This is a genomic window from Pseudaquabacterium terrae (assembly GCF_013266755.1).
GTDB lineage: Bacteria > Pseudomonadota > Gammaproteobacteria > Burkholderiales > Burkholderiaceae_C > Pseudaquabacterium > Pseudaquabacterium terrae.
In genome coordinates, this window is record NZ_JABRWJ010000014.1 from 96,563 (window position 1) to 110,999 (window position 14,437).

Consider the following 14,437-nt stretch of genomic DNA (forward strand, 5'->3'; position numbering starts at 1 on the left):
AGTCAGCGGCGCTGGTGGCCCGGCACGCGCAGCCGCTCGTGGCGCACGGTGGGCAGGGTGTCGCCGGCCTCGGCGTGGCGCCAGGCGCGCAGCGCCGTCCAGGCGTGGGCCAGCATGTCAGGCAAGCCATCGAAGCGGCGCTCGGGTTCACCCTCGTCGAGGCCCACCGGCCCCTGCAGGCCATCGAGCGGGCCGGGGCAGGCCGCCAGGCGGCTTTGCACCCGCGTGCGGCAGGCTTCGAGCCAGTCGCGGCCGAGCTCGGTGCCGGCGTCGCCAGGCGGCGTGACCGGGGGCACCACGCTCAGGTGGCCGCGTGGGCGAGTGGACGACGATCCGGACGAATTGCCGAGCATGTCAGGGCTCCGAACAAAGGTGCGGAAGCGCCGCGAGGCAAGCACCGTGCCACGCGTCGATTCACTCCACGCGCGGGAAAAAGCGGCTCAGCATCTCCGGCTGCACCGGCTTGAGCAGCACGTAGTCGACGCCGGCGAGCTCGGCCTGCTCCCGATCCTCCTGGCGCGCCCAGCCGGTCACCGCCAGCAGCGTCAGCTCCGGGCCGTAGCGCTCGCGCAGCCGGCGCGCCAGCTCGCAGCCGTCCATCTCCGGCAGCCCCAGGTCGAGCAGCACGCAGTGCGGCGTGTGCGCGGCGATCGTCGCGAAGGCCTCGCGCGCGTCGTGGGCCACCTTGACGTTGTAACCGTCGAGCTCGAGCAGGGTCTGCAGCGCTTCGGCCGCATCGGGCTCGTCGTCGACCACCACGACCCTGACATCGTCCTTCGCCATGCACGGCACTCCGGTTGCGCTCGGACGGCGCGGCACAGGAACGCGGTACCGCCGACGGCCGAGCAAGGCATCGCAAGCATGTCGCGTGCCGGGCTGTCCCGCCGCCTGCCCCGCCCATTCCGCCGCCCGTCGCGCAGCGCGGCAGTTCGCGCGGCGGCCGCGCTAAGCTCGCCAGCTTTACAAAGCAACCCTCCCGCTCCCCATGCACGTTATCGACCGTTCCCCCGCGACCCGGCGCCTCGCGCTGCTGATGGCCACCACGGCGCTGGCCCTCACCGCCTGCGGCGGCGGCGGCAGCGCCGGCACCCCGCCACCGCCGCCGGCGCCGCTGGCCCTGGCAACGCCCGGCACCGCGGCGACCAAGGTGCGCGCCAACGGAGGCGGCTGGGTGCTGCTGACCGAGAAGCTGCGCCGGCTGGAGAACGTCACGACGCCGGACCGCCGGCTGCTGGTCTCGACCGATGGCCGCGCGGCCGGCACGCCGATCACCGCGCCGGCCGGCTGGTCGCTGATCGACGTCGCGGTGCATCCGTCGGGGCAGCTCAGCGTCGTGCTGGCGACCGACAAGGCGCTGAAGCTGCAGCGCCGCGCCGCCGATGGCGCGCTGGTCGGCGAATCGGACTTCGGCGATGCACAGGCGGCGAGCGACCCGTTCATCGGCGATCCGATCGTCATCCGCGATTCGTCATCGCTGCTGCCGCATGCCACGCGCGACGCGGTGCGCATCGCGCCGCTCGGCGAAGACCTGGTGCTGGCCGTGCGCACCGGGCGCAACGCGGTGGTGGCGCACCGGCTGGTGCACGCGGGCGCCGGCCAGTTCAACCGCAGCTGGCGCCGGCTGGTCGAGCCGGGCGTGCCGATCGGCGCGGTCGGGCTGACCTCCGGCAGCTTCGACCCGTTCAACAGCCTCGACAACCAATGGAAGCTGAGCCTGGACGTCGATGCGCAAGGCCGCAGCGCGATTGCCGTCAGCGTCGGCAACACCGAGCTGGCCGCCGGCCATGCCCAGTACTTCAACGAGCCGGTCGCCGCCGTCGTCACGCACGGCGCGCTGGCGACACGGCTCGATGCGCAGGGCCAGCGCCTGGGCACGACGGTGATCGACACGCTGCAGCGCTCCGAAGTGCATGCCGTGCGCTGGGCCGGCGAACAGCTGCTGGTGGCCGGGCGCGTGCGCACCGAGCAGCGCGCCGACGGCTTCGGCTGGGACGGCTGGCTGGCCCGGCTGCCCGCCAACGGCCAAGGCGGCAGCGTGCAGGTGCTTGACTTCGACCGCGGCGACGTGATCCTCGACCTCGTGCCGACCGGCGACGGCCGCCTGATGCTGGCCGGCGCCACCGGCTACTGGCAGAACCCGGCGGGCGGCAGCATCTCCGAAGATGCGCAGCCGCTGCTCGCTTTCGTGCCGGCCGCGGGCGGCGCCGCCAGCCGCGTCAATGCCAATGCCGGCCCGCGCCACAACCAGCTGCGCAGCCTGAGCGCCTGGCAGGGCCGCTGGCTGATCGGCGGCCTCGAGAACGGCCCCGGCACGCATTCGGCCGATGCCGATCCGGCCAGGCTCACGGCAGACGGTTATCTGCGCGACCGCACGCTGGCGCCGTTCTGATGAACACCCTTCTTCGCTCCTCGATCCTGCTCGGTGCCGCTGCGGCGCTGTCGTCCTGCAGCACGCTGCCCGGCTGGATGGTCGTGCAGGGCCGCTCGGCGATGACCGACCATCGGCACTTCCACAACGTCACGGTCGCTGCGTCGCCGGCGCCGCGGACGCTCGAGCTCGAACCCGCCGCGGCGCCGAAGCTGCCGGCCGGTGCGAACGGCGAGGCCTTCGAGGCCACGCTGGAGCGCAACGGCACGGTTGCCTTCATCGTGCTGCAGCGCGGGCGCGTCGTCTGGGAGCGTTACTTCAACGGCCACCAGCGCGACAGCCTCGGCACTTCGTTCTCGGTCGCCAAGTCGGTCGTTTCGCTGCTGCTCGGCCAGGCCATCGCCGACGGCCGCATCGCCGGCGTGGACGATCCGATCACGCGTTATGTGCCGGAATTGCTCGAGCGCGATCCGCGCTTCGCCCGCGTGCGCCTGCGCGACCTGCTGCAGATGCGCAGCGGCATTGCCTTCGAGGAGGAGTACCGCAAGCCGTGGTCCGACGCCGCGGTGTTCTACCTGACCGAGGACCTGCGCGCGGCCGTGCGCACGATGCGCATCGAAGCCGATCCCGACACGCGGCTGAAGTACAGCAGCGGCGACACGCAATTGCTCGGCATCGCGATCGAACGCGCCACCGGCCAGCCGCTGGCGCGCTATCTGGAGCAGCGGCTGTGGCAGCCGATGGGCGCCGAATTCCCCGCCAGCTGGAGCCAGGACTCGGCCGGCGGCGCGGTGACCAAGTCGTTCTGCTGCCTGAACGCGCGCGCGATCGACTTCGCGCGACTCGGGCAATTGATGCTCGACGGCGGACGCATCGGCGAGCGGCAAGTGATCCCGCAGGCCTGGATCGCCGACAGCCTCGCGGTGCGCGAGCACGCCGGCGGCGACGCCGCGGCGCGCGCGAACCTGCAGCGCCTGTCGCCGACCCGCGCGGCCTTCTACACCTGGCAATGGCGGCGCATGAGCACGCCCGCGCCGGGCGAGCTCGGCGCGCAGCCGCTGCGCGACTTCTACGCGCAAGGGCTGCACGGGCAAGTCATCTACGTCGCGCCGGAGCAGCAGATGGTGATCGTGCGGCTGGGCCGGGACTACGGCAGCGACTACTGGTGGCCGGGGCTGATGGCGCGCATGGCGCGGATGAACTGAACCCGGCTGTCGCCCAGGGCTGCTAGCCGTTCTTGATGCGCGCGATCAGCGCCTTCGTGAACTCGGCCGTGTTGGCCTTGCCCTTCAGATCGCCGGTGCGCACACCATCGGCATTGAAGGTCGCATCCAGCGCCTGGCGCAGCCGCGTCGCCATCTCGCTCAGCTTGCAGTGATCGAGCATCATCGCCGCGGCCAGCATCAGCGCGGTCGGGTTGGCGATGCCTTTGCCGGCGATGTCCGGCGCCGAGCCGTGCACCGCCTCGAAGATCGCCGCGTCGGTGCCGATGTTGGCGCCGGGCGCCATGCCCAGCCCGCCGACCAGGCCGGCGGTCAGGTCCGACAGGATGTCGCCGAACAGGTTGGTCGTCACCAGCACGTCGAACTGCCACGGGTTCAGCACCAGCTTCATCGCGCAGGCGTCGATGATCACGCTGTCGAGCTCGATGCGGCCCTTGTACTTGCGCTCCCACAGCTGCTGGCCGGTCTCGAGGAACAGGCCCGTCAGCGCCTTCATGATGTTGGCCTTGTGCACCAGCGTGACCTTCTTGCGGCCGGTGGCGATGGCGTGCTCGAACGCGTATTCCAGCAGGCGCAGGCTGCCCTTGCGGGTGTTGACGCCGGTGGCCATCGCCACCGCATGCGGGTCGTCGTCGATCGGGATGTAGGCCTCGTGGCCGATGTACAGGCCCTCGAGGTTCTCGCGCACGACCAGCAGGTCGATGTTCTCGTAGCGGCCGCCGGGGATCAGCGTGCGCGTCGGGCGCACGTTGGCGTAGAGCTGGAAGGCCTCGCGCAGCCGCACGTTCGACGAGCGGTAACCACCGCCCGAGGGCGTCTCCAGCGGCCCCTTCAATGCCAGCCGCGTCTTTCGGATGCTAGCGAGCGTGGCGTCGGGCAGCGGATCGCCGGCGGCCTGGATGCCGCCCAGCCCGGCCGTCTGCGCGTCCCAGTCGAACGGCGCGCCCAGTGCGTCGAGTGCCTGCAGCGTGGCCTCCATGATCTCGGGGCCGATGCCGTCGCCGGCGATCAGGGTGGCGGGAATGCGGGGCGTGGCAGTGCTCATGATCGGGCAGGCGGTGCGGGGTCGACGGGGGCCCGGATGATAGTCGGCGGGGCTTTCAGCCGGCTGTCAGCGCGTGCCGTCCCACGTTGACGAGTTGCGAAGTGCCCGCCATCCGGCGCATGCTTCGTTCCTCCCGCCACCGCCCGCCTCACCGCCGTCTTGACCGCCGCATTCGAACTGCAGTTGTTCGGATTCCCACGCCTGCAGCGCCACGGCCGGCCGTGTGCGCTCGGCTCGCGCAAGGCGCTGGCGATCCTGGCGGTGCTGGCGATCGAGGCGCGCAGTCCGCGCGACCGGCTGTCGGCCTGGTTGTGGCCGGACGTCGAAGCCGCCGCCGCGCGGCGCAACCTGCGCCGCGACCTGTTCCGCCTGCGCGAGCTCGGCCTGCCCGTCGCCGAGGATGCCGACGGCGGCCTGGTGCTCGAAGCCTCGGTGGCGGTCGACGTGCGGCGCTTTCGCCAGGCGCTGGCCGACGGTGAACACGGCACGGCGCTGCAGATCGCCGCGCGCACGGTGCTCGAGGGACTGGACGGCGTCGCCGGGCCGCCCTTCGACCAGTGGCTCGCCGAGCAACGCCACGGCCTGCTGCAGCGCCGCCAGCAGGCCCTGCAGGACGAGGCGGAGCGGCTCGCGGCCGCGGGCGAAAGCGATGCGGCGCTGGCGCTGTGGCGCCAGGCGCTCGATGAAGACCCCTGCCACGAGGCGGCGCTGCGCGCGGCGATGCAGCGGCTGCAAATCCGCGGCGAGCGCGCCGCCGCGCTGAGCCTCTACGAGCGCAGTGCCGAGGCGTTGCGCTCGGAGCTCGGCGTTGCGCCGTCGCCCGCCGTGCAGGCGCTGGCGCGGCAGCTGCGGCGCGATCCGCCATCGCCGGACGCTCGCCCCGCCGCGGCGCCGGCGCAGCCCGCACCCGAGCCCGCCCCCGCCACGGCGCGCAGCCTGCTCGCCGAGCGCCCGCCGTTCGTCCCGCGCGGCGCGCCCGAAGCGGCCTTGCGGGCCGCCTGCCGGCCCGGCCGGCGCATCTACCTGTCGGGCGTGCCCGGCGTCGGCAAGACGCGGCTGGCCTGCGAATGCGCGGCGCACTGCGGCGCCTGGCTGCGCCTGGCCTGCCTGGCCAACGACAGCGGCCAGCCCTACTCCACCGCCGTGCGCGCGCTGCGCAGCCTGCGCGAAGCGGCGCCCGACACCGCGCTGCCCGAGTGGGTGCAGCGCGAGCTGGCGCAGCTGATGCCCGAGCTCGGCCCCCCGCCGCATGCGCTGGCCACCGCGGAAGCGCGCCGCCGCCTCGAAGCCGCCTGCGCCGAAGCGCTGCGCTGCCAGCTGCAGGACAACTTCAACGCCGTCGTGCTCGACGACTGGCAGTGGTGCGATCCGGACAGCGCCGAGCTGCTGGCCTCGCTCGGCGCGGCCGGCTCGAGCGTCGCCTGCATCGTCGCCTTCCGCAGCGCGCAATTGCCGCTGCCGCTGCTGCAGCAGCTGCGCCTGGAGGTCGACGGCGGGCGTGCCGACTTGGTCGAGCTGTCGGGCCTCGACGAGCACGAGACGCTGGCGCTGGTGCGCGCGCTGTCGGCGTCGCCGCAAGGCGAGCGCTTTGCGCGCCGCTTGCAGCAGGCGACCGACGGCAACGCCTTCTTTCTGCTCGAAACGCTGCGCCACCTGTTCGAGCAGGGCCTGCTGCGCGAGGACGCCGGCGGCGGCTGGAGCACGCCCTTCGACGAGCGCACGCAGGACTATGCCGAGCTGCCGGTGCCGGTGAGCGTGCGCGAGGCGGTGCGCGCACGGGCCCGCGCGCTCGGCGATCCGACGCGCCGGCTGCTCGAAGCGGCCAGCCTGCTCGGCGGCGTGTTCGACCCGGCGCTGCTCGAGGGCATCGCGCCGGCCACCGCCGCCGAAGCGGTGCACCTGCTCGAGCTGGCCGAAGCCGCGCGCCTGGTGCAGCCGGCCGACGCCGGCTACCGCTTCGCGCACGACCTGGTGCGGCAATCGCTGGCCGAGAGCCTGTCGCCCGCGCGTCGCCAATGGCTGCACGGGCGCCTGGCGCTGCGGCTGGCCGAGCGCGGCGGCGCGCCGGCACTGATCGCGGCGCAGCACGAGCAGGCCGGCGACGGCACTGCGGCCGTGAGCTGGCGGCTGCGCGCCGGCGACGCCGCCTGGCGCGTGCATGCGCTGGCCGAGGCGCGCCAGCAGTACGAGCAGGCGCTCGCCGACCGCCCGGCGCCCGACGACGAAGTGCGCGCGCGGCTGGCGCTGTCGCGGCTGCAGATCCGGCTCGCCGACCAGGCTGCGGCGGCCGCCGAAGTCGACGCCGCCTGCGCCGCGGCGAATCGGGCCGGTGCGGCGCAGCGGCTGGCGGCGCTGCTCGCGCGCGCCGAGCTGTGGGCCGCGGGCGACCGCAGCGACGACTGCCTGACCCTGCTCGATTCGCTGGCAGCCGATCTCGCCCGCGCGCCGGTGGCCGAGCGCGCCCGGGCGCTGACGCTGCGCAGCAAGGTGCTGCGCCGTCGCGGCCGCCATGACGACGCGCGTGCGCTCGACGAGGCGGCCATCGCGCTGCTCGAGAGCACGCCCGAGGCGCAGCGCGAGCTGGCCGTCACGCTCAATGGCGCCGCGCGGCTGGCGATCGGCCGCGGCGAGCCGCTCGGCGGGGAAGCATTGGCCAGCCGTGCCGCCGCGGCGGCCGAGGCCGTCGACGATCCCGGCATGCTGGCCGAAGCGCTGTCGACGCTCGGCGTGTGCATCCTGCACGGCCGCGCCGACCGCGAAGCCGCGCGCGCGGTGCTCGATCGGGCACGCGGCGTCGCGCAGGCCTGCCGCCACGTGCCCGCGCAGCGCTCGGCGATCCTGAACCTGGTGAAGATCCACACCGACTCGGGCGACGCCGAAGCAGCACTCGCGCTGCTGCTCGAAGGCGAAGCGCTGGCACCGGGCTTCGAGCACCAGGTGGCCGAGCAGGCGTTCGGCCAGGCGCGCTTCTACGTGCACTACCTGCGTGGCCAGGTCGCCGAGGCCGACCTCGCGGCGCAGCGGCTGCTGGCGCTGGCGCGGCGCATCGGCGACCGCGGCACGCTGCGCATGTCGCTGCTGATGGTGGTCGACCTGTACCTGCACGTCGACCGGCTCGACCAGGCCCAGGCGCTGCTGGCCGAAGTCGAAGCCACCGCCGACGCCGAGATGCCGGTCGGCATGCGCAGCATGCTGCTGGCCAAGCGCGCCTGGCTGCACCTCGTGCGCGGCGAGCCGGCGGCGGCCCAGGTGCTGATGGACCAGGTCGACCGCGACAACAACTACCGCTTCGAGGACAAGGCGCTGCTCGCCTGGGTCGGCGCCGCGGTGGCGCTGGCGCGCGGCAACACCGACGCGGCCGCCGATTGGCTGCACAGCGTCGACATGCAGGCCGAGCTGCCGACCGAGATGCTGGCGATGCTGCTGGTGCAGCACCTGCTGTGGGCGCGCGCCGCCGGCCGCCCCGACGACGCGGCGCGCCAGCGCGCCGAGAGCCTGCTCGGCGCCGGCCGCGTGCCGGCGCTGGAAGCGCGGCGGCTGTGCGAGGCGCTCGACCTCGCGCTCGTGAAGCCCATCACGGCCGCCTGACCGCCTTCGGCCGACGCAACGCCGTTGCAACGGGATTGCAACGCGCGACGCCGAGCATGCGGGCCATGCCGCCGGTCCTGTCGAACGGGGGCACCTTCAGGAGCCTGAGCCCGATGCGCACCCAACCGTCCGCCCAACCCCCGGCCTGCCGCCGCCTGCCCGCCCTGCTGGGCGCGCTCGTGGTCGGCGCGCTGCCGCTCGCACCCGCCCTCGCGGCCTCGTTCCACAACGTCTCGATGATCGTCACCGGCAACCCCGAGCACACGCCGATCATCCTCAACAACACGCCGGTCCACCCCTGCGGCACGGCCTGCCGCTACGTCAACTCGGCGTCCACCGGCATGAGCAATTCGTACACGCTGGCGCCCAGCCCCTACACCGTCGGCGCCTGGCCGCCGGTCTACGGCACCAGCGTGCCCGGTCTCGCCTCGGTGTTCGAGGAGCTGGCCGTCGCGCCGCCGAGCGGCTCGGCCACCGTGCAGGACGGCGGCAACATCGGCGTGCGTCAGCGCTCGAAGGTCGAGTACGACTGGCAGCCGCTGCTCGGCGGCGTGCGCGAGCTGAGCGTGCAGACCTGGAAGACCGGCAGCGGCGCCAGCACGGTGAGCTACGCGATCCAGCTGACGACGGCCAAGGACCTGCCGCGCCGCACCTACCTGGAGTTCACGGCGCCGGTGCTGACGCGCAGCTGGCAGTACGCCGGTTATGTCGGCGGCCCGAGCGGCAACCAGCCGATGACGACCGAACCGAATCGCGTGCAGACGCGCGCCGCGGTCGACCTGTACATCGACGGCCTGCCGGTGTGGTCGTCCGAATCGAACCTGCTGATCCCGCGCCGCTTCAATCCGCCGTACGATCAGCAGATCTTCGTCAAGTGGGGCCAGCCGCTCGGCGACGGCAAGGTCACGCTGTTCCTGGGCACCTTGCCGGCGGGCAGCACGCGCACCATCGCGATGGTCATCCGCACCGACCAGCGTGTCGACGCGACGACCTGCCACAACGACAGCGAATACGGCACCACCTACCAGCGCTGCCACAGCCAGCTCGAAGCGCTGTCGCTGCCCTCGGTCAACACGGGCTCGGGCTACTTCGAGTTCAAGCCGGACTTCAAGATCACCACGCGCTAACCCGCGCTCAAGGCGAGGCCCCCATGCAATTCAAACACCTGACCCTTGCCGCGGCGCTCGCCGCCGCCTGCGCCGCCGCGCATGCCGACGTGCCGCTGCCGGTCCACGTGCTGAGCAGCGCCGAGACCGGCGCGCTGTCCGGCATGAGCTACCTGAGCCCGGCGAACCAGACCTTCCACGTCGCCGCGGTCAGCCACGGCTCGGCCTACAACAAGGCGACGATCGGCGTGCTCGCGCAGCGCAAGACCGGCACCCACGCCGCCGTCTACCGCGGCACGCCGGTGACCAGCCCGGCGCTGTACCCGACGGGGCCGTCGGCATCGGACATGCTCGACTTCATCACCACCGGCGACCTGTCGCAGAGCTGGGCGACGATGACCGCCGACGGCATCCCCTACCTGCGCGTGACCGGCTTCGGCGAATTCATGGCCGATGCCAGCGCCTCGTGGAATACGCGGCTGACGCTGCCGGCGGTCGGCTCGCGCGAAGTCGTGCTGCGCTTCGTGATCCCGCCGGTCAGCGTCGCCGGCGCCACCGAGCAGGAAGGCATCGCCCACTGGCGAGCGCGCATGCGCGCCGACGTGCTGGTCAACGGTTATCCGGCCTGGTCGACCGAAGCGCTGCGGCTGACGCTGGACCCGAAGATCGCGTACAGCAACCTCAACGAGACGATCGTGCTGCAGCAGTTCGGCGATGCGCTCAGCTTCCCGACCAACGACGAGGACACGCCGCTGGCCAACGGCGGGCCGAACAACGATTCCGGCCCCGGCAACGTCAGCAATGCGTCGACCAAGCGCACCGTCTACCTGAGCCTCGGCCGCTTCGACGCCAATGCGGTGGTCGACCTGTCGATGACCTTGCGCGCCAGCGCCACCAGCGTGCCCAAGAGCAGCGGCCTGACCGACAACCGCTGCAAGTACAGCCAGCAGCTCGACCGCTACTTCTGCTCGCGCGGCTCGGTGTCGGTCGATGGCAGCGCCGGCGAGGTGCCGCGGATCTACCTGCTGCCCTGAGCGACAGCGCCATCCCGTGCTTGCGGAAGCGGGCGGAGCGGGGCGCTACAGTCGCGCGTGGCCCCACTCACTGCTGCCGCCCCTTCGATGCAAGCGCGGTCCCGCCGCGCCTGGCTGGCGGGCGCGACCGGGCTGGTCGGCCGCGCGCTGCTCGAGCAACTGGTCGATAACCCGCAATACGAGCGACTCCAGGTGCTCGCGCGGCGCGCGGCACCGCAGCTGGCGGCCGCCGGCAAGCTGCAGCTGCACGTGGTTGACTTCGACCGCCTGCCGGCGCTGCCGCCGGCCGACGACGTCTTCATCGCCCTCGGCACGACGATCAAGGTGGCGGGCTCCGAGCAAGCCTTCCGGCGCGTCGACTTCGATGCCGTGGTCAACACCGCGCGCGCCGGCCGCAGCGCCGGCGCGAAGCGCCTGGCCGTGGTCTCGGCGCTTGGCGCGGATGCCACGTCGGCGGTCTTCTACAACGGCGTCAAGGGCGAGATGGAGGAAGCCGTCGCGCAGCTCGGCTACGAGACGGTGGTGATCGCGCAGCCCTCGCTGCTGGTCGGCGACCGCGCCGCGCTGGGCCAGCCGCTGCGCTTCGGCGAAGCGTGGGCGCTGAAGCTGCTGCGGCCGGTGATGGGTTTCGTGCCGCGCGGCGTGCGGCCGATTGCGGCGGAGGACGTGGCGCGGGCGATGCTGCGCGTGATGAGCGAGGCGCCGAAGGGCGTGCACGTGCTGCGGTCCGGGCAGATGCAGCCCGCCCGGTGACGGCGCCGGGCCCCATGCCGAGCCCCCTTGCCGGGCTCTTGTAAGCTCGCCCGCTACCTCACTCCCACCCACCGCCCGCCATGAGCTCCACTCCCCTGCCCCGCCGCGCGCTGCTGCGCGCCGGCGCTGCCGCCGGCCTGCTGGCCACGTTCGCAACGAGCTCGGCGCTCGCGCAGAGCGGGCGCACCGTGCGCCTGCTGGTCGGTTTTCCGCCGGGCGGCGGCACCGATGCGATCGCCCGGCTGCTGGCCGAGGCGCTGAAGGACGAGCTCGGCGGCGCGACGGTGATCGTCGAGAACAAGCCCGGTGCCGGCGGCCAGCTGGCGGCGCAGGCGCTGAAGGCGGCGGCGCCCGACGGCAATACGCTGTTCCTGTCGCACGACCACAGCATCTCGATCCTGCCGCAGGTGATCAAGTCGCCAGGCTTCGACCCGGCGCAGGACTTCGTGCCGGTGGCCGGCTTCGCCACCTTCGTCAACGCCTTCGCGGTCTCCGGCGGCACGCCGGCGAAATCGTTCAACGACTACGTCGGCTGGGTCAAGTCGCAGGGCGGCAAGGGCGCCGTCGGCGTGCCGGCGCCGGCCTCGGTGCCCGAGTTCCTGGTCAAGCTGATCGCCGAGAAATACAAGCTCGACCTGGTCGCCGCGCCCTACCGCGGCAGCGCGCCGATGATGGCCGACATGCTCGGCAACCAGATCGCCGCCGGCGTCGGCAGCATCCCCGACTTCATCGAGAACCACCGTGCCGGCAAGCTCCGCGTCGTTGGTGTGTTAGGCGGCGCGCGCCAGGCCGTGATGCCCGACGTGCCGACCTTCAGCGAGCTCGGCCTGGCCGGCTTCGAGGATGTGCCCTACTACGGCCTGTTCGCGCCGGCCGGCACGCCGCGCGCGGCGATCGACAGCTTCTCCGCCGCCATCGCCAAGGTGCTGGCCAAGCCGGCGCTGCGCGAGCGGTTGACGGCCATGGGGCTGACGGTCGGCCACATGACAGGCGACCAGCTCGGCCAGCGCGAGCGCGCCTACACGGCGACCTGGGCGCGCATCATCAAGGCGACGGGCTTCGTGCCGCAGTAACGACTGAAGAATCAGGCGGCACTCTTCAGGTGCGCGGCTGTTTCAAGCGCTGCGAGGCCCAGAACCGCAAGACCACCAACTCTTCGCCGTGGACGCGGTAGTAGACATGGTAGTGAACTCGATCCAAATGGATGCGACGGACCCCATTCAGGCGCGAGTTCATGACCTTCTGGCCGATGCGCGGCTGAGCAGCAAGGATCCGGAGCGTGCGCTCGAGATCCTCGTGAATGGCATCTGGCGCGGCTTGGCGGTTCTCACGCCACCACAAGTCCGCGCGCTCGATCTCATCCGCAGCGCGGACGGTGATGCGAATCCGCAGCGTCACTGCTTGGAGCGCTTGGCCAGGCGGGCGAAAAGTTCCTCGGGCGAGATGGTTTCGCCGCGTTCCGCCTCGGCAACGGCCTCGAGGAGAGCGATCTCATCCTCTGCATCGAGGAAGACCTCGCCAGTGGAGTCAGGCGTGAGGACAGTGACAACGCAGCCCTCTGGAAGAGCGACGCCATCGAGTTGAACCTTGCCTGCTACGACGGTGCCCGTTGCGATTCCCATGGCGCGATGGTATTCCTTTGCCGACCCGGATGGGCCTGTGCGCCAAGCCGCGACGCTCAGCGATAGAACGCCTCGACCTGCCCCTTCAGCGTGATCAGCAGCGGGTTGCCCTTGCGGTCCTTGGTCTTGCCCGAGGGCACCTTGATCCAGCCCTCGCTGACGCAGTATTCCTCGACGTCGTGGCGCTCCTTGCCGTTGAAGCGGATGCCGATGTCGTGCTCGAAGATCGCGGCGACGTGGTGCGGGCTGCGCGGATCGACCGAGAGGTGGTCGGGCAGCGGCGGGCGGGCCGGTGTGGATTCGGGCGGCGTGGATTCGGTCATGGTCGTCGTGCTGCGGGGCGAAAGGCCGCCGGGGCACGGATTCTCGCGGATTTGACCGTCAATACCCCGCGGCCGCTGCCAGCGGCAGCAGATCCGCCGTCGTGCCGACGAACAACATGCCGCCGAAGACCTCGCCGTAGACGTAGACGTTGCCGTTCAGCGCGCCCAGATAAGTCTTCGTCGCGCTGTAGTAGCGCGCCTGGTAGCCGGCGACCGCCTGCGTCTGCGCGCCGGCCGGGCCGAAGAACTGCGGGTACGCGACCTCGGCCCAGTTGAAGATGCGATCCCAGTCGCTGGGTGCGCCGAAGGTGTAGCTGTAGAGCCGGCCGGCGTAGTTGGCGATGATGGTGTCGCGGTTGACCGGGTCGAGCATCATCGTCGTGACGCCGATCGGACCGTTGTTGGCCTGGCTCCAGTTGGCGCCGCCATCGGTGGACTTGTACAGGCCCTCCATCGCGCCGAGGTAGACGATCGACGGATTGCCGGTGTCGACGACGATGCTGCGGACCCAGGAACCGTCCATCGTCAGCGGCGCGCAGCGGCCTTGCGGAATGCAGCGATTGATCGCCTTGAACGTCGTGCCGCCGTCGGTGCTCTTCCAGACGCCGGCGCCGTTGGTGCCGACATAGACGTTCATCGAATTCTTCGGATCGACCACGATGGTCTTGGCGCTGGTCAATTGCGTGCTGACCTGGCTCCAGCTTGAGCCCCCGTCGGACGTGCGGTAGATGCCCGAGGCCACGCCGCGGAACAGCACCTGCGGGTTGCCCGGGTCGATCGCCAGCGCGTACACCGGTGAATTGCCGGCCAGGTATTTCCAGGTGGCGCCGCCGTCGCTGGACTTGAAGACGCCCTGGTTCGCCCCGGCGTACACGGTGTTCGGGCTCTTCGCATCGACCGCCAGCACCAGCGCCTGCGGGTTCTCGCTGACCCAGCCGGTGCGCGCCCACGAGCTGGCGCCGTCGCTGCTCTTCTGCAGGAAGGTCGGCGCGATGTAGAGCGTCGATGCGGTGACCGCCAGGTCGCTGACGATGAAGTAGCCGGCGGGCGTCGGCACGATGCCGCTGTTGCTGAGCTGCCAGCTCTGGCCGCTGTCACGCGAGACATAGAAGCCGCTTTGCGTCGCGGCATAACGCGTCGACGCATTCGTCGGGCTCGCGGCGAGCACGTTGACGATCGCCCCGTTGCTGCCGCCGGGGCCGGGCACGCTGGTCCAGGCGTCGATGCCCGCCCAGGCGGGCAAGGCGGCGAACAAGGCCGCAAGACCGGCCAGCAATCCACGCATGATGATCAACTCCCGAGTGCCACGGCGACAACGCCTCGCGTCACCATCGATATCGATGGTCTGGGGTCGGACTTGAGGACGGTTCGGCCT

The 14,437-nt window shown here is 71.8% G+C and carries 14 protein-coding genes; 7 read left to right on the forward strand and 7 right to left on the reverse strand.

Translation table 11 applies throughout. The features are described from left to right. Positions 1–2 precede the first annotated feature (2 nt). Both HLB44_RS33085 and HLB44_RS33090 read right to left on the reverse strand, forming a co-directional pair. Positions 3–353: a hypothetical protein gene (locus HLB44_RS33085; RefSeq protein WP_173133858.1), complete on the reverse strand. Its 351-nt coding sequence runs from the start codon at positions 351–353 to the stop codon at positions 3–5. Between the two features lie 61 nt (positions 354–414). Next, positions 415–783 carry a response regulator gene (locus HLB44_RS33090; RefSeq protein WP_173133860.1) on the reverse strand — a complete coding sequence of 123 codons (369 nt, stop codon included), beginning with the start codon at positions 781–783 and terminating at the stop codon, positions 415–417. Positions 784–985: 202 nt separating this feature from the next. On the opposite strand from HLB44_RS33090, the gene HLB44_RS33095 reads away from it, so the two are divergent. Together HLB44_RS33095 and HLB44_RS33100 are read left to right on the forward strand one after the other, a co-directional pair. Continuing rightward, positions 986–2,389 carry a hypothetical protein gene (locus HLB44_RS33095; protein WP_173133862.1) on the forward strand — a complete coding sequence of 468 codons (1,404 nt, stop codon included), beginning with the start codon at positions 986–988 and terminating at the stop codon, positions 2,387–2,389. Continuing rightward, on the forward strand, positions 2,389–3,573 hold the full coding sequence (locus HLB44_RS33100; RefSeq protein ID WP_173133865.1) for a serine hydrolase domain-containing protein: 1,185 nt from the start codon (positions 2,389–2,391) through the stop codon (positions 3,571–3,573). Before HLB44_RS33095 ends, HLB44_RS33100 begins: the two co-directional genes overlap by 1 nt. A 22-nt stretch (positions 3,574–3,595) precedes the next feature. Here the strand turns inward: HLB44_RS33100 and HLB44_RS33105 are convergent, their stop codons facing one another. Beyond that, positions 3,596–4,636 carry an isocitrate/isopropylmalate dehydrogenase family protein gene (locus tag HLB44_RS33105; protein WP_173133868.1) on the reverse strand — a complete coding sequence of 347 codons (1,041 nt, stop codon included), beginning with the start codon at positions 4,634–4,636 and terminating at the stop codon, positions 3,596–3,598. A 159-nt stretch (positions 4,637–4,795) separates the two neighbouring features. Here HLB44_RS33105 and HLB44_RS33110 point away from each other — a divergent pair, with 159 nt between their 5' ends. The 5 genes from HLB44_RS33110 to HLB44_RS33130 all read left to right on the forward strand — a co-directional run bounded on the left by HLB44_RS33110 (position 4,796) and on the right by HLB44_RS33130 (position 12,190). Beyond that, complete coding sequence (locus HLB44_RS33110; protein ID WP_173133871.1) at positions 4,796–8,224, forward strand: ATP-binding protein; 3,429 nt, start codon at positions 4,796–4,798, stop codon at positions 8,222–8,224. 113 nt (positions 8,225–8,337) lie between these two features. Then, the gene (locus HLB44_RS33115) at positions 8,338–9,351 is read left to right on the forward strand and encodes a hypothetical protein (RefSeq protein WP_173133874.1); all 1,014 of its coding nucleotides are present in this window, start codon (positions 8,338–8,340) and stop codon (positions 9,349–9,351) included. 23 nt (positions 9,352–9,374) lie between these two features. Then, positions 9,375–10,364 (forward strand): hypothetical protein, encoded by a 990-nt coding sequence (locus HLB44_RS33120; protein ID WP_173133877.1) that lies wholly within the window; start codon positions 9,375–9,377, stop codon positions 10,362–10,364. An 87-nt stretch (positions 10,365–10,451) separates the two neighbouring features. After that, positions 10,452–11,117 carry an NAD(P)H-binding protein gene (locus HLB44_RS33125; protein WP_173133880.1) on the forward strand — a complete coding sequence of 222 codons (666 nt, stop codon included), beginning with the start codon at positions 10,452–10,454 and terminating at the stop codon, positions 11,115–11,117. A gap of 80 nt (positions 11,118–11,197) precedes the next feature. Beyond that, positions 11,198–12,190, forward strand: a complete 993-nt coding sequence (locus HLB44_RS33130) for a Bug family tripartite tricarboxylate transporter substrate binding protein (RefSeq protein ID WP_173133883.1) — start codon at positions 11,198–11,200, stop codon at positions 12,188–12,190. A 25-nt stretch (positions 12,191–12,215) separates the two neighbouring features. Here HLB44_RS33130 and HLB44_RS33135 read toward each other — a convergent pair whose 3' ends face one another. From HLB44_RS33135 to HLB44_RS33150, 4 genes are read right to left on the reverse strand one after another with little or no spacing between them, the layout of a single operon-like run. Continuing rightward, positions 12,216–12,515, reverse strand: coding sequence for a type II toxin-antitoxin system RelE/ParE family toxin (locus HLB44_RS33135; RefSeq protein WP_173133886.1), 300 nt, complete (start codon positions 12,513–12,515; stop codon positions 12,216–12,218). Continuing rightward, positions 12,512–12,739 (reverse strand): hypothetical protein, encoded by a 228-nt coding sequence (locus HLB44_RS33140; protein WP_173133889.1) that lies wholly within the window; start codon positions 12,737–12,739, stop codon positions 12,512–12,514. The genes HLB44_RS33135 and HLB44_RS33140 overlap by 4 nt, the downstream gene beginning before the upstream one ends. Positions 12,740–12,795: 56 nt before the next feature. Then, entirely contained in the window at positions 12,796–13,062 is a 267-nt protein-coding gene (locus HLB44_RS33145) for a DUF3297 family protein (protein ID WP_173133892.1), read from the reverse strand. A 58-nt stretch (positions 13,063–13,120) separates the two neighbouring features. Then, on the reverse strand, positions 13,121–14,347 hold the full coding sequence (locus HLB44_RS33150; RefSeq protein WP_173133895.1) for a WD40/YVTN/BNR-like repeat-containing protein: 1,227 nt from the start codon (positions 14,345–14,347) through the stop codon (positions 13,121–13,123). Between the last annotated feature and the right edge of the window lie 90 nt (positions 14,348–14,437).

What these genes read in the sequence shown, in the direction of transcription:
- HLB44_RS33085 (WP_173133858.1), bottom strand. Translation starts at nt 353, where the DNA reads ATGCTCGGCAATTCGTCCGGATCGTCGTCCACTCGCCCACGCGGCCAC.
- HLB44_RS33090 (WP_173133860.1), bottom strand. Translation starts at nt 783, where the DNA reads ATGGCGAAGGACGATGTCAGGGTCGTGGTGGTCGACGACGAGCCCGAT.
- HLB44_RS33095 (WP_173133862.1), top strand. Translation starts at nt 986, where the DNA reads ATGCACGTTATCGACCGTTCCCCCGCGACCCGGCGCCTCGCGCTGCTG.
- HLB44_RS33100 (WP_173133865.1), top strand. Translation starts at nt 2,389, where the DNA reads ATGAACACCCTTCTTCGCTCCTCGATCCTGCTCGGTGCCGCTGCGGCG.
- HLB44_RS33105 (WP_173133868.1), bottom strand. Translation starts at nt 4,636, where the DNA reads ATGAGCACTGCCACGCCCCGCATTCCCGCCACCCTGATCGCCGGCGAC.
- HLB44_RS33115 (WP_173133874.1), top strand. Translation starts at nt 8,338, where the DNA reads ATGCGCACCCAACCGTCCGCCCAACCCCCGGCCTGCCGCCGCCTGCCC.
- HLB44_RS33120 (WP_173133877.1), top strand. Translation starts at nt 9,375, where the DNA reads ATGCAATTCAAACACCTGACCCTTGCCGCGGCGCTCGCCGCCGCCTGC.
- HLB44_RS33125 (WP_173133880.1), top strand. Translation starts at nt 10,452, where the DNA reads ATGCAAGCGCGGTCCCGCCGCGCCTGGCTGGCGGGCGCGACCGGGCTG.
- HLB44_RS33130 (WP_173133883.1), top strand. Translation starts at nt 11,198, where the DNA reads ATGAGCTCCACTCCCCTGCCCCGCCGCGCGCTGCTGCGCGCCGGCGCT.
- HLB44_RS33140 (WP_173133889.1), bottom strand. Translation starts at nt 12,739, where the DNA reads ATGGGAATCGCAACGGGCACCGTCGTAGCAGGCAAGGTTCAACTCGAT.
- HLB44_RS33145 (WP_173133892.1), bottom strand. Translation starts at nt 13,062, where the DNA reads ATGACCGAATCCACGCCGCCCGAATCCACACCGGCCCGCCCGCCGCTG.
- HLB44_RS33150 (WP_173133895.1), bottom strand. Translation starts at nt 14,347, where the DNA reads ATGCGTGGATTGCTGGCCGGTCTTGCGGCCTTGTTCGCCGCCTTGCCC.